We start from the raw sequence: 13,712 nt of genomic DNA on the forward strand, positions 1-13,712 counted from the left end.
CTTTGTCCCTTTCTAGCCTCAAGACGCCGGGATGTGCCGCTGTTGGCGCATGCCCGACACCCATGGGACAAGGATATTCTCATGATCACCGGAACCGTAAAATTCTTCAATAACGACAAGGGCTATGGCTTCATCGCGCCGGAAGACGGCAGCGGCGACGCTTTCGTCCACATCTCGGCCGTCGAGCGCGCCGGCATGCGCACGCTCGATAAGGACCAGCGCGTGACCTACGAGCTGGAAACCGATCGTCGCGGCAAGACCTCTGCCGTGAACCTTCAGGGCGCCTGATCGAGCGGCGGGTGGCGGGGTGCCCGGCACCCCCCGCCCGCCCTCTCAGGCACAGTGCCCGGATCCACTCGGCTGGGCCGATCTTCGGCCCCCTCGCGCGGGTCCGGGCTGCTCCCCCCTTCCCGGCATGTGAGGCGATATGTCCAGAATTCCCGTTGCCCGTTTCCTGATTGCCAAGGATGGCAATGGTGACTTCCGCCTGACCGTGCGGGACACCCGCTACAATTCGCAGAGCTATCCGATCGTGACGGCGAACCTGCAGGCGGAGACATTCAAGACCGCCGCCGCCGCTCGCACCTTCGCCAAGCAGGAATTCGGCGCCCAGGCGGGCCAGTTCGCGTCCAAGTAACGACGCGAGGAGCCGGCGCCATGCCCGATCGGGAACACGATCTGTCGGCGCAGCAAGTGCTGGAAGCGCAGCAGGCGCTCGACGTCGCTGCCTTCAACGGCATCCTCAGCCTCGCCATCGTGCTTCGCAAGCGCGGCTTGCTGACGACCGACGAGACGCGAAGCCTGCATGACATCATGAGCCGGCCGCTGTCCCTGCCCGGGAACGCCAACAACCCGGTCGTGCAGGACGCGCAGCACAATATCGATCAGCTTTTCGCCCTGCTCGTCGAGCGGGGCTGAACGCGCATTGCGGTCGGGATCGTTCCCGCCGCCCGTCCTGCGGCATCCCGCAGGCACTTTCGGCCGCCGATGAACCGGCCCGCACCGCGCGATTCGACGCCGCGATGATCGCGCACGATCGGCGCGCGTAAATCCGCGATTTCCCACCCTTCCCCCCACCCCTCGCCGCTGCTATCGCCCCGCTCGACGTCTCGCTTCCGCCCGTCCGGGCGCGCCCGCGCGAGGGCCCAGATCTGGATCAGGGCCCCCGCCTCCCCGCCGCGCGCCAGACTGGCTGCATTATTGGGGAAAGGACCCACATGACCGCCATCGGCCACGATACCTTGAAGGCACGCCGCACGCTCCAGGCGGGCGGCAAGTCTTACGATTATTATGCGCTCGAGGTGGCGGCGCAGAAGTATGGCGACATCTCGCGCCTGCCCTTCTCGATGAAGGTGCTGCTCGAGAACATGCTGCGCTTCGAGGACGGCAAGACCGTCACGCCCGAGGATGTGCAGGCGATCATCGACTGGCAGAAGGAGCGCAAGTCGGAACGCGAGATCCAGTATCGCCCCGCGCGCGTGCTGATGCAGGATTTCACCGGCGTTCCCTGCGTCGTCGATCTCGCCGCGATGCGCGATGCGATCACGAAGCTCGGCGGCGACGCGGCGAAGATCAACCCGCAGGTCCCTGTCCACCTCGTCATCGATCACTCGGTGATGGTCGACGAATTCGGCACGCCCAAGGCGTTCGAGGACAACGTCGATCTCGAATATCAGCGCAACGCGGAACGCTATGAGTTCCTGAAGTGGGGCTCGAAGGCGCTCGACAACTTCAAGGTCGTGCCTCCCGGCACCGGCATCTGCCACCAGGTGAACCTTGAATATGTTGCCAACGCCGTCTGGTCGACGACCGAGACCGGCGAGCATGCCACCGCAGGCGCCGCGATCGCCTATCCCGACACGCTCGTCGGCACGGACAGCCACACCACCATGGTGAACGGCCTCGGCGTGCTCGGCTGGGGCGTCGGCGGCATCGAGGCGGAAGCCGCGATGCTCGGCCAGCCGGTCTCGATGCTGATCCCCGAAGTCGTCGGCTTCAAGCTGACGGGCGCGCTGCGCGAGGGCATCACCGCCACCGATCTCGTGCTCACCGTCACGCAGATGCTGCGCGCCAAGGGCGTGGTCGGCCGCTTCGTCGAATTCTATGGCCCGGGCCTCGATCAGATGACGCTCGCCGATCGTGCGACGATCGCCAACATGGCGCCGGAATATGGCGCCACCTGCGGCTTCTTCCCGGTCGACGACAAGACGCTCGATTACATGCGCCTCACCGGTCGCCCGGACGAGGTGATCGCGCTGGTCGAGGCGTACAGCAAGGCGCAGGGCATGTGGCGCGATGCGTCCTCGCCGGATCCCGTCTTCACCGACACGCTCGAACTCGACATGTCCACCGTCGTGCCGTCGCTCGCCGGCCCGAAGCGTCCGCAGGACAAGGTCAGCCTCGACGCCGTCGACGAAGTCTTCAACGGCGATCTGTTCAAGGTCTATCACAAGGAACAGCCCGTCCGCGTGCCGGTCGAGGGCATGGATCACGACATCGGCGACGGTGACGTCGTCATTGCCGCGATCACCAGCTGCACCAACACGTCGAACCCGTCGGTGCTGGTCGCCGCCGGCCTCGTCGCCCGCAAGGCCCGCGAGAAGGGCTTGAACCGCAAGCCGTGGGTGAAGACCTCGCTGGCACCGGGCTCGCAGGTCGTCACCGACTATCTCAACAAGGCCGGCCTCACCGAGGATCTCGACGCGATCGGCTTCAACCTCGTCGGCTATGGCTGCACCACCTGCATCGGCAACTCCGGCCCGCTCGCCGCGCCGATCTCGGCTGCGATCAACGGCAACGATCTCGTCGCTGCCTCGGTCCTCTCGGGCAACCGCAACTTCGAAGGCCGCGTCTCGCCGGACGTGCGCGCGAACTTCCTCGCCTCGCCGCCGCTCGTCGTCGCTTATGCGCTGAAGGGCACGGTGACGGAGGACATCACCAACACGCCGCTCGGCAAGGGCAGCGATGGTCAGGACGTGTTCCTGAAGGACGTGTGGCCGACCAACCAGGAAGTGGCCGACGTGATGGCCGCCAACATCGACGATGCGATGTTCCGCTCGCGTTACGGCAACGTCTATGCCGGTGACGAGAAGTGGCGCGCGATCGAGGTCGAGGGGTCGGACACGTACAGCTGGCGCGCCGGCTCCACCTATGTCGCCAACCCGCCCTATTTCGAGGGCATGGAGATGACGCCGAAGCCGATCACCGACATCATCGAGGCGAAGCCGCTGGCGATCCTGGGCGATTCGATCACCACCGATCACATCTCGCCCGCCGGCTCGATCAAGGCGGACAGCCCCGCCGGCACCTGGCTGCAGGAGCATCAGGTCTCGAAGCAGGACTTCAACAGCTACGGCGCGCGCCGCGGCCACCACGAAGTCATGATGCGCGGCACCTTCGCCAACATCCGCATCAAGAACGAGATGGTGCCCGGCATCGAAGGCGGCATGTCGTCCTACAACGGCGAAGTCATGCCGATCTACGACGCCGCGATGCGCCACAAGGCGGACGGCACGCCGCTCGTCATCATCGCCGGCAAGGAATATGGCACCGGCTCGTCGCGTGACTGGGCGGCCAAGGGCACAAACCTCCTCGGCGTGCGCGCAGTGATCACCGAAAGCTTCGAGCGTATCCACCGGTCGAACCTCGTCGGCATGGGCGTCCTCCCGCTGCAGTTCGCCGATGGCGTCACGCGTGAGACGCTGAAGCTCGACGGCAGCGAGACCTTCACGATCGAGGGCGTCGCCACGCTGCGCCCGCGTCAGACCGTGACGGTGAAGCTCACCCGCAAGGGCGGCACCACCGAGACGTTCGAGACGCGCTGCCGGATCGATACCGTCAACGAGCTGGAATATTTCCTCAACGGCGGCATCCTGCAGTACGTGCTGCGCAACCTGGCGGCCTGATCCGTCGTTCCCCTCCCGCCCGGCTCTCCGGGCGGAGGGAATTGTTGCTTTCGTTACCTCTTTCCCCCGCTTATGTCGGGGGCAAGAGGAGTTTCGATGCAGCCCACTCTCGATTTCGCGCTTGGTGAAACCGCGGAAATGATCCGCGACACCACCCGCCGCTTCGCCGACGAAAAGATCATGCCGCTCGCCGCGAAGATCGACGCGGACGACTGGTTTCCCCGCGACGAACTATGGCCCGCGATGGGCGAACTCGGCCTCCACGGCATCACCGTCGAGGAAGAGTATGGCGGTCTCGGCCTCGGCTATCTCGAACATGTCATCGCCTGCGAGGAAGTGAGCCGCGCCTCGGCGTCGATCGGCCTCAGCTACGGCGCGCATTCCAACCTGTGCGTCAACCAGATCCGCCGCTGGGCCTCCCCGGAGCAGAAGGCGAAACACCTCCCCAAGCTGATCAGCGGCGAACATGTCGGCAGCCTCGCCATGTCGGAGGCGGGCGCCGGCAGCGACGTCGTCTCGATGAAGCTGAAGGCGGAAAAGACCGGCGCGGGCTATGTCCTGAACGGCACCAAGTTCTGGATCACCAACGCCGCTTATGCGGACACTTTGGTGGTCTACGCCAAGACGGGCGAGGGCAGCCGCGGCATCACCACCTTCCTCATCGAAAAGGACATGCCCGGCTTCTCGATCGGCCAGAAGATCGACAAGATGGGCATGCGCGGCTCCCCCACGGCGGAACTAGTCTTCGACAATTGCGAAGTGCCGGACGAGAACGTCATGGGGCCCGTCAACGGCGGGGTCGGCGTGCTGATGAGCGGCCTTGATTACGAGCGCACCGTGCTTGCCGGCATCCAGCTCGGCGTGATGCAGGCCTGCCTCGACGTCGTCCTGCCCTACATTCGCGAGCGCAAGCAGTTCGGCCAGCCGATCGGCGCCTTCCAGCTGATGCAGGCGAAGGTCGCCGACATGTATGTCGCGCTGAATTCCGCCCGGGCGTACGTTTATGCCGTCGCCCGCGCCTGCGACAGCGGCCAGACGACCCGCTTCGACGCCGCCGGCGCGATCCTGCTCGCCAGCGAAAACGCCTTCAAGGTCGCCGGCGAAGCGGTGCAGGCGCTGGGCGGCGCGGGCTATACCAAGGACTGGCCGGTCGAACGCTTCCTGCGCGACGCCAAGCTCCTCGACATCGGCGCCGGCACCAACGAAATCCGCCGCATGCTGATCGGCCGCGAACTGATCGGAGCGGCATCGTGATCTCAAACAGCTGCCGTCACCCTGAACTCGTTTCAGGGTCCATCTCTCCGCAGGCGGCCACGCCGCGCGTCGCACGATGGTTGCTGAAACAAGTTCAGCATGACGGAGGCGCGGCGCAATGACCGCCCCCGTCCTCGACACCAAGGTTTCCTCCACGGACGCGACCTTCCAGGCCAACGCCGCGCACAACCGCGCGCTGGCGGAGCAACTCCGCGCCGACGTCGCCCGCGCCGCGCTTGGCGGCAACGAAAAGTCGCGCGAACGCCACACCGCGCGCGGCAAGCTCCTCCCCCGCGAGCGCGTCGAACGCCTGCTCGATCCCGGCTCGCCCTTGCTCGAGATCGGCCAGCTCGCCGCGCACGGCGTCTATGGCGAGGATATTCCCGGCGCCGGCCTCATCACCGCGATCGGCCGCGTCTCCGGGCGCCAGTGCATGATCGTGTGCAACGACGCGACGGTGAAGGGCGGCACGTACTACCCACTCACCGTGAAGAAGCATCTGCGCGCGCAGGAGATTGCCGAGGCGAACCGCCTGCCCTGCATCTACCTCGTGGACAGCGGCGGCGCGAACTTGCCGCACCAGGCGGAGGTTTTCCCGGACCGCGATCACTTCGGCCGCATCTTCTTCAACCAGGCGAACATGTCGGCCAAGGGCATCCCCCAGATCGCCTGCGTGATGGGCAGCTGCACCGCCGGCGGCGCGTACGTCCCCGCCATGTCGGACGAAACGGTGATCGTGCGCGAACAGGGCACGATCTTCCTCGCCGGCCCGCCGCTCGTCCAGGCCGCGACGGGCGAAGTCATCAGCGCCGAGGATCTCGGCGGTGGCGATCTCCACGCGCGCAAGTCCGGCGTCGTCGATCACCTCGCCGAGAATGACGAGCACGCCCTCACCATCGTGCGCGACATCATCGCAACGCTGCCGCCGGAACGCGAGGCGGACGTGAACCTGCGGCCATCGAAAGCGCCGAAATACGCCGCGGAGGATCTCTACGGCATCGTGCCGCAGGACGTGCGCGCGCCCTATGACGTGCACGAAGTGATTGCCCGGCTCGTCGACGGCAGCGAGTTCCACGAGTTCAAGGCGCTCTACGGCTCCAGCCTCGTCTGCGGCTTCGCGCATATCCACGGTTCGCCGGTCGCGATCCTCGCCAATAACGGCGTCCTGTTCAGCGAAAGCGCGGTCAAGGGCGCGCACTTCATCGAACTCGCCTGCCAGCGGCGTATCCCGCTCTTGTTCCTCCAGAACATCTCCGGCTTCATGGTCGGCGGAAAATACGAGGCGGAGGGGATCGCCAAGCACGGCGCAAAGCTCGTCACCGCCGTCGCCACCGCCAGCGTGCCCAAGATCACCGTGCTGATCGGCGGCAGCTTCGGCGCCGGCAACTACGGCATGTGCGGCCGCGCCTATTCCCCGCGCTTCCTGTTCACCTGGCCCAACAGCCGGATCAGCGTGATGGGCGGCGAACAGGCGGCGAGCGTCCTCGCCACCGTCCACCGTGACGCCGCCAGCTGGACGCCGGAGGAAGCGGACGCCTTCAAGGCCCCGATCCGCCAGAAATACGAGGACGAGGGTAACCCCTATTACGCCACCGCCCGCCTGTGGGACGACGGCGTGATCGACCCCGCCCAGACACGCGACGTCCTCGGCCTAGCGCTCGAGGCCTGCCTCAACGCCCCCATCCCCGAGCGCCCATCGTTCGGCGTGTTCCGGATGTGATGGGGGACGCATTGGCCTCCCGCGCCCGTGACCCTGAACTTGTTTCAGGGTCCATCTCTCCGCAGGCGACGACGTCGCTTGTGGCACAATGGATGCTGAAACAAGTTCAGCATGACGCAAGTGGGAGAGGCCAGGCCATTACCCCACCTCTTCGTCACCCTGAACTCGTTTCAGGGTCCATCGCTCCTCAAACGGCCAAGCCGCTGGCGGAAAGATGGATGCTGAAACAAGTTCAGCATGACGCCGCGCTTGGGGAACGCTTCCTCACCTGCCCCTCAGTCCGTCATGCTGAACTCGTTTCAGCATCCATCCCGCCGCACACGGGTCACCAACGGCTCCAGTCCAAGTGCCGGCGCCAGATCCACCCACTCCGGGTTGTCGCTCTCGATCAGGTTGATCTTCCACTGCCGATGCCAGCGCTTGAGTTGCTTCTCACGCGCGATTGCGCTCGGCATGTCCGCGAAGAACTCGTATCGCACGAGCAGGAACACGCCGTACCGCGAGGTAAACCCCGCAACAGTACCGCTGCGATGCTGCCCCAATCGCGCGACAAGGTTGCTCGTCACGCCGATGTACAGCGTGCCCAGACGCTGGCTCGCGAGCAGGTACACACAAGGTTGCTTCACCGCTCCCTCTCAATCCAGTCGCCAGCGGCACCATGGTCGCTGAACCAACTTCAGCATGACGGCGCGCGCGGGCAACAGCCAGCCCACGTCAACCTGGTCCGTCATGCTGAACTCGTTTCAGCATCCATCCCACCGCGCACGGTGTGTCAGCGGATCCAGCTCAAACGCCGAGACCGGCTCGGCCCAACCCGCATTCGACCGTTCGATCAGATTGATCTCCCCCTTCCGGTCGCCCCACGCACGGCACCATGGATGCTGAAACAAGTTCAGCATGACGGCGTCTCGGGGGCAACGCCCGCGCTCCGGCTTCAGGAACACCGCTCATGATCCTCCCCCTCCTCCTCCTCGCCCTGCAAGTCACGCCGGTCGCACCCTTGCCCAAGGGCACCGCGCTCCCGCCGTCTGCGTCCGAAGAAGGCCAGGTCATCGCCCCCGTGCAGCGCCTGTTCGACGCGCTCGCCGCCAACGATCCCGCCGCGATCCTCGCCGAGGTCCGCTCCGACGGCCGCGCCACCGCGGTCGTCGAAAAGGCCGACGGCACCACCGCCGTCACCACCAGTGACTGGCCCGCCTTCGCCGCCAAGCTCGGCAAGCCCGGCCCGAAGCTCGCCGAAACCTTCACCGGCATGCCCGCGATCGAGATCGACGGGAATATCGCGATGGTCTGGGGCAGCTACACCTTCACCGTCGACGGCAAGCCCAGCCATTGCGGCACCAACCATGTCGATCTGGTGCGCGACGGCGGCCGCTGGCGGATCAACAACATCACCTGGACACAGCGCACCACCGGCTGCGCGCAATGATCGCTGTCCTACGTCCCACCCCCGCAGGTATTCTTCGTCCCATGATCACTGCCCCCGCCCCGAATGTTGAGGCCTGTTGGAAAAAAACGCGCCAGAGCCTCAACTTCCTCAACATTCGCGGGGTCGCAGCATGATCGGCTCGCTCCTCATCGCCAATCGCGGCGAGATCGCCTGCCGCATCATCCGCACCGCGCGCGCGCTCGGCGTGCGCACCATCGCGGTCTATTCCGATGCCGATGCCGAGGCGCTGCACGTGCGCGAGGCGGACGAGGCGGTTCACATCGGCCCCTCGCCCGCACGCGAATCCTATCTCGTCGGTGAGCGGATCATCGCCGCTGCCCGCGAAACCGGCGCGGGGGCGATCCACCCCGGCTATGGCTTCCTCAGCGAAAATGCCGATTTCGCGCAAAGCGTGATCGACGCCGGCCTCGTCTGGGTCGGCCCGCGCCCCGCCAGCATTCGCGCCATGGGGCTGAAGGATGCCGCCAAGAAGCTGATGCAGGAAGCCGGCGTCCCCACCACGCCCGGCTACCTCGGCGACGATCAGTCCCCCGATCGTCTGCAGCGCGAGGCGGATGCGATCGGCTATCCTGTGCTGATCAAGGCGGTCGCCGGCGGCGGCGGCAAGGGCATGCGCCGCGTCGATCAATCGGAAGAGTTCGCCGACGCACTCGCCTCCTGCCGGCGCGAGGCCGCGGCCAGCTTCGGCGACGATCGCGTGCTGATCGAAAAATACATCCTCTCCCCGCGCCACATCGAAGTGCAGGTGTTCGGCGACGGCCACGGCAATGTCGTCCATCTGTTCGAACGTGATTGCTCGCTGCAGCGCCGCCACCAGAAGGTGATCGAGGAAGCGCCGGCGCCCGGCATGGACGCGGCCACGCGCGAAGCGGTCTGCGCCGCGGCAGTAAAGGCGGCGCAGGCGGTCGATTATGTCGGCGCCGGCACGATCGAGTTCATCGCCGACGCCAGCGAGGGCCTGCGCGCGGACCGCATCTGGTTCATGGAAATGAACACCCGCCTCCAGGTCGAGCATCCCGTGACGGAAGCGATCACCGGCCAGGATCTGGTCGAATGGCAGCTGCGCGTCGCCAGTGGAGAACCGCTGCCGCGCCGCCAGGACGAGCTATCGATCACCGGCTGGGCGATGGAGGCACGCCTCTATGCCGAGGATCCGGTGAAGGGCTTCCTCCCCTCGATCGGCCAGCTCGACGCGCTCGATCTGGGCGATGCCGTGCGCGTCGACACCGGCGTCGAGCAAGGCGCCGAGATCAGCCCCTTCTACGATCCGATGATCGCCAAGCTGATCGCGCATGGCGAGACGCGGGACGAGGCGCGCGAGCTGCTGGCCGATGCACTGGACGAAGCGGTGATCTGGCCGGTGCGCACCAATGCCGGCTTCCTGGTCGAGGCGCTCGACCACCCCGAGTTCGCCGCGGGCAATGTCGATACCGGCCTCATCGCCCGCGAGGGCGAGGCGCTGATGCCGCCCGCGCTGCCCAGCGAGGAAGCGCTGATCGAGGCCGCCGCCGCGCTTGCGCCCGACGTGCCGGTCGCCGGCTTCCGCCTCAACGCGCCCGCGCGCCGCGAAGGCCGCTTCCTCCTCGCCGGGGAGCCGATCGCGATCGACTTCACCGACGCGCCCGAGGTGGAGGTGCCCGCGCCGCTCGACAGCGTGCTCATCACCGAAGGCGGCCAGACGTGGGAGCTCGCCCCCTTCCGCGCGACCGGCGCCGCCGGCGGCGCGGCGGCGGACGGCGCGATCCTCTCGCCCATGCCCGGCCGCATCATCGCGGTGGAAATCGCCGCCGGCGCCGCGGTCGTGAAGGGCCAGAAGCTCGTCACACTGGAGGCGATGAAGATGGAGCACAGCCTCGTCGCGCCGTTCGATGGCCTCATCGCGGAGCTGAACGCCGTCACCGGCGGCCAGGTCACCGAAGGCACGCTGCTGGTGAAGGTCGAACGTTCCGAATAGCCGCGCCCGTTCCTCCCCTCCTGCTGGCGGGATGGTCCGGGCGAGGGGCTGTCGCCAGTCCCTACCCCCGGAACAGCCCGCCCAGCACCCCGCGCAGCACCGAGCCGACCAGCCCGCCGGAGGCCTTGCCGCGCGTCGATCCGAACACCTGCTTGCCGATCTCGTTCGCCACCTGCCGCCCGATCGACGATCCCGCCGCCCGCGTGGCGGAGGTCAGCGCCTTGTTGAGCGGTGAGTTCGTCGCGGCCTTCTCCGCCGCGATCCGCGCCCGCTCCGCTTCCCGCGCCGCGCGCGCCTCCTCCTTCGCCCGCACCGCCGCTGCCTTCTCCGCCGCGTCACTGGCACGCGCCTCAGCCGCCGCGGCGGCGGCTTCCGCGGTCTTCGCCGCCAGCAGCTCCTCGGCGGATTCGCGGTCCACCGCGGTGTCGTATTTGTCGCCGATCGCATCGGTTTCGATGATCACCCGCCGCTCCGCCTCGCTCAGCGGTCCCACCCGGCTCGCCGGCGCCTTGATCAGCGTGCGTTCGACCGGCGACGGCGCGCCGTCCGGCTGGAGCAGCGACACCAGCGCCTCGCCGATCTTCAGCTCGGTGATCGCGCTGGCCACGTCGACCCCCGGGTTGGCGCGGAACGTCGTCGCCGCGCTGCGCACGGCCGCCTGGTCGCGCGGGGTGAAGGCGTTCAGCTTGTGCTGGATGCGGTTGTTCAGCTGCCCCGCCACCGCGTCGGGGATATCGATCGGATTCTGGGTGATGAAATAGACGCCGACGCCTTTCGACCGGATCAGCCGCACCACCTGCTCGATCTTGTCGATCAGCGCCGGCGGCGCATCGTCGAACAGCAGATGCGCCTCGTCGAAGAAGAAGCACAGCACCGGCTTCTCCGGGTCGCCGATCTCCGGCAGCGTCTCGAACAATTCGGAGAGCAGCCACAAAAGGAAGGTCGCGTACAGCTTGGGCGCCGCCATCAACTTGTCCGCCGCCAGCACGTTGACGATCCCGCGGCCGCGATCGTCGGTGGCGATGAAGTCGCTCAGCTCCAGCGCCGGCTCGCCGAAGAAATGCTCGCCGCCCTGCCCGCGCAATTGCAGCAGCGCGCGCTGGATCGCCCCGATCGATTGCTTGGAGACATTGCCGTAGGTGGTGGTGAGCTCGCTCGCCCGCTCCGCACAATGCGCCAGCATCGCCTGCAGATCGTCGAGGTCGAGCAGCAGCAGCCCGTCCTTGTCGGCGACATGAAAGGCGATCTCCAGCACGCCCGCCTGCACCTCGTTCAGGCCAAGCAGCCGCGCCAGCATCAGCGGCCCCATCTCCGATGCGGTGGTGCGCACCGGATGCCCGCGCTCGCCGTACAGGTCCCAGAATTGCACCGGAAAGTCGGCATAGGCCCAGCCGGTATCGCCGATCGCCGCCGCACGCTCGGCAAAGCTCTGGTGGTTCTTGCCCTGCGGCGATCCCGGCATGGCAAGCCCGGCCAGATCGCCCTTCACGTCCGCGACGAAGCACGGCACGCTGGCGGCCGAAAAGCCTTCGATGATGCCCTGCACCGTCACCGTCTTGCCGGTGCCCGTCGCCCCCGCGATCAGCCCGTGCCGGTTGGCGCGCTTCAGGTTCAGCGCCTGGGGATGTGCGCCGCCCTCGCTGGCGCCGATGAAGATGCTGTCGCTCATGTGCCTCAGCCTATCCCTTCGCCGCGCGGCGTCGAGCCCCTCTCCCGGCGCGCCCGCCTAAAACGAACGGGGCCCCGCGTTCATCACGCGAGGCCCCGCTTGGTCACCCGATGATCGGGCGCTTACTTGATCTTCACCGCGATGAACGCCGGCGGATTGCGCCCGCGCACCACCGACAGCAGCACCTGCGGCCGGCCCGCTGCCTTCGCGGCTGCGACCCCGCGCTGGACGTCGGCTGCGGTACGCGCCGGTACCGAGTTCACCGTGACGATCACGTCGCCGCGGCGCAGCTTCTGGCCAGCGTCGCTGGACGCATCGACCGAGCTGATCACCACGCCCTGCACGGTCGAATCGACACCCACCTGGCGGGCGATCGCCGGGGTCAGCGGCTGCACCGTCACGCCGATGCCGTTGCTCGCCGGTGCGGCCTGCGCACCCGAATCGTCCTCGGCGAAGCTGTCATCCGCGCCGCCGGCCTGCGCCAGCTGCTCCTCGGGCGGGCGAACCGCAGTGGTCACCGTCACCGTCACCGGCTTGCCGTCACGAATGATGTCGAGCCGCGCCTGCTGGCCCGGGCGGACATTGGCGACGAGGTACGACAGCGTCGTGTCCGGGCTGACGGCAGTGCCGTTGACGCGGGTCACCACGTCGCCCGCGCGCACGCCGGCTTTGGCCGCCGGGCCGCCCGGCTCTGCCCGTGCGATGATCTCGCCCGAATTCTTCGGCAGGCCAAGCGCCGCTGCCAGATCGTCGCTCAGCTGCTGGATGCTGACGCCGATATAGCCGCGCTGGACCGGCTGGCCCTTCATCAGCGTGTCGATCACGGGCTTGGCGTCTTCCGCCGGAATGGCGAACCCGATGCCGATATTGCCGCCCGACTGCGAGAAGATCTGGCTGTTGATGCCGATCACTTCGCCCTTCAGGTTGAACATCGGGCCGCCCGAATTGCCCTGGTTGATCGAGGCGTCGGTCTGGATGAAGCGGTCGTTTGCGCCCTGACCGGTCACGCGGTGCACGGCCGAGACGATGCCCGCCGTCACCGTGCCGCCGAGGCCGAACGGATTGCCGATCGCGACCACCCAGTCGCCGACGCGTGCGCCGGTCGAATCGCCGAAGCGAACGAAGGGCAGCGGGCCCGGTGCGTCGATCTTCAGCAGCGCGAGGTCGGATGCCGCGTCGCGGCCCACGAGCTTCGCGACATATTCCTTGCGATCGGGCAGCGTCACCCGGATCGCTTCCACGGTCGCCTGGCGGTTGCCCGGCGCAACGACGTGGTTGTTGGTGACGACATAGCCGTCGGGCGAAATGATGAAGCCCGAACCCAGCGACTGTGCCTCGCGGGTGATCGGCGCACCGTTCTGCCCGCGCCCGCCGCCGAACTGGCCGAACAGGTCAGCGAACGGCGTGCCGGCGAACGGGTTCGCCGGCTGCGCGATCGTCACCTTCTGGTCGGTGGAAATGTTCACGACTGCCGGCTGCAGCTTCGCCACGAGGTCGGCGAAGCTCATCGGCGCGCCCGCCCGTGGGGCGGCGGACTGGATGGTGCCCGGCTCGTTCTGCGCGGTCTGCGCGGTGGCAGGATTCTGCAGCGCCAGTGAGGCGGCGGTACCACCGAGGAGTAGAGCGCCAGTCAGCGCATAGGCATAACGCACGATCTTCATGTTCCTCTCGTTTATCCGGCCCGGGGCCGGACCATAATCAACTACCAAAAAGACGATGAACGGTGATTGAATAGGGCCAGATCGCCACCGGTTCCGCTT

General features: G+C 67.1%; 11 protein-coding genes. 8 read left to right on the forward strand and 3 right to left on the reverse strand.

Annotation, left to right across the window (positions count from 1 at the left end; all coding sequences use genetic code 11):
* Positions 1-81 precede the first annotated feature (81 nt).
* From ACH0AE_RS13000 to ACH0AE_RS13025, 6 genes are all read left to right on the forward strand, one after another.
* Complete coding sequence (locus ACH0AE_RS13000; RefSeq protein ID WP_294445012.1) at positions 82-288, forward strand: cold-shock protein; 207 nt, start codon at positions 82-84, stop codon at positions 286-288.
* 139 nt (positions 289-427) lie between these two features.
* Positions 428-637, forward strand: a complete 210-nt coding sequence (locus ACH0AE_RS13005; protein WP_294445007.1) for a hypothetical protein — start codon at positions 428-430, stop codon at positions 635-637.
* A 20-nt stretch (positions 638-657) separates the two neighbouring features.
* Positions 658-918 carry a hypothetical protein gene (locus tag ACH0AE_RS13010; RefSeq protein ID WP_294445009.1) on the forward strand — a complete coding sequence of 87 codons (261 nt, stop codon included), beginning with the start codon at positions 658-660 and terminating at the stop codon, positions 916-918.
* A 299-nt stretch (positions 919-1,217) separates the two neighbouring features.
* The gene (acnA, locus tag ACH0AE_RS13015; protein ID WP_406875787.1) at positions 1,218-3,905 is read left to right on the forward strand and encodes an aconitate hydratase AcnA; all 2,688 of its coding nucleotides are present in this window, start codon (positions 1,218-1,220) and stop codon (positions 3,903-3,905) included.
* A gap of 96 nt (positions 3,906-4,001) precedes the next feature.
* Entirely contained in the window at positions 4,002-5,159 is a 1,158-nt protein-coding gene (locus ACH0AE_RS13020; protein ID WP_406875788.1) for an isovaleryl-CoA dehydrogenase, read from the forward strand.
* A gap of 118 nt (positions 5,160-5,277) precedes the next feature.
* The gene (locus tag ACH0AE_RS13025; RefSeq protein WP_294444303.1) at positions 5,278-6,879 is read left to right on the forward strand and encodes a carboxyl transferase domain-containing protein; all 1,602 of its coding nucleotides are present in this window, start codon (positions 5,278-5,280) and stop codon (positions 6,877-6,879) included.
* A gap of 299 nt (positions 6,880-7,178) precedes the next feature.
* Here ACH0AE_RS13025 and ACH0AE_RS13030 read toward each other — a convergent pair whose 3' ends face one another.
* Positions 7,179-7,505, reverse strand: a complete 327-nt coding sequence (locus ACH0AE_RS13030; protein WP_294444304.1) for a GIY-YIG nuclease family protein — start codon at positions 7,503-7,505, stop codon at positions 7,179-7,181.
* Positions 7,506-7,828: 323 nt separating this feature from the next.
* Here ACH0AE_RS13030 and ACH0AE_RS13035 point away from each other — a divergent pair, with 323 nt between their 5' ends.
* A complete protein-coding gene (locus ACH0AE_RS13035; protein ID WP_294444305.1) occupies positions 7,829-8,308 on the forward strand; it encodes a nuclear transport factor 2 family protein in 480 nt (159 codons plus the stop codon).
* 130 nt (positions 8,309-8,438) lie between these two features.
* Positions 8,439-10,283 (forward strand): acetyl/propionyl/methylcrotonyl-CoA carboxylase subunit alpha, encoded by a 1,845-nt coding sequence (locus tag ACH0AE_RS13040; RefSeq protein WP_294444306.1) that lies wholly within the window; start codon positions 8,439-8,441, stop codon positions 10,281-10,283.
* 61 nt (positions 10,284-10,344) lie between these two features.
* Here ACH0AE_RS13040 and ACH0AE_RS13045 read toward each other — a convergent pair whose 3' ends face one another.
* Together ACH0AE_RS13045 and ACH0AE_RS13050 are read right to left on the reverse strand one after the other, a co-directional pair.
* Positions 10,345-11,952: a helicase HerA-like domain-containing protein gene (locus tag ACH0AE_RS13045; RefSeq protein WP_294444307.1), complete on the reverse strand. Its 1,608-nt coding sequence runs from the start codon at positions 11,950-11,952 to the stop codon at positions 10,345-10,347.
* Positions 11,953-12,074: 122 nt separating this feature from the next.
* A complete protein-coding gene (locus ACH0AE_RS13050; protein ID WP_294444318.1) occupies positions 12,075-13,604 on the reverse strand; it encodes a Do family serine endopeptidase in 1,530 nt (509 codons plus the stop codon).
* Between the last annotated feature and the right edge of the window lie 108 nt (positions 13,605-13,712).

It is taken from the genome of Sphingomonas sp. 179-A 2A2 NHS (genome assembly GCF_045371305.1).
In the GTDB taxonomy this organism is placed as follows: domain Bacteria; phylum Pseudomonadota; class Alphaproteobacteria; order Sphingomonadales; family Sphingomonadaceae; genus Sphingomonas.

Bases quoted from the DNA above. Each gene is read 5' to 3' on its own strand.
- ACH0AE_RS13000 (WP_294445012.1), top strand. From the start codon at position 82: ATGATCACCGGAACCGTAAAATTCTTCAATAACGACAAGGGCTATGGC.
- ACH0AE_RS13005 (WP_294445007.1), top strand. From the start codon at position 428: ATGTCCAGAATTCCCGTTGCCCGTTTCCTGATTGCCAAGGATGGCAAT.
- ACH0AE_RS13010 (WP_294445009.1), top strand. From the start codon at position 658: ATGCCCGATCGGGAACACGATCTGTCGGCGCAGCAAGTGCTGGAAGCG.
- acnA (WP_406875787.1), top strand. From the start codon at position 1,218: ATGACCGCCATCGGCCACGATACCTTGAAGGCACGCCGCACGCTCCAG.
- ACH0AE_RS13020 (WP_406875788.1), top strand. From the start codon at position 4,002: ATGCAGCCCACTCTCGATTTCGCGCTTGGTGAAACCGCGGAAATGATC.
- ACH0AE_RS13025 (WP_294444303.1), top strand. From the start codon at position 5,278: ATGACCGCCCCCGTCCTCGACACCAAGGTTTCCTCCACGGACGCGACC.
- ACH0AE_RS13035 (WP_294444305.1), top strand. From the start codon at position 7,829: ATGATCCTCCCCCTCCTCCTCCTCGCCCTGCAAGTCACGCCGGTCGCA.
- ACH0AE_RS13040 (WP_294444306.1), top strand. From the start codon at position 8,439: ATGATCGGCTCGCTCCTCATCGCCAATCGCGGCGAGATCGCCTGCCGC.
- ACH0AE_RS13045 (WP_294444307.1), bottom strand. From the start codon at position 11,952: ATGAGCGACAGCATCTTCATCGGCGCCAGCGAGGGCGGCGCACATCCC.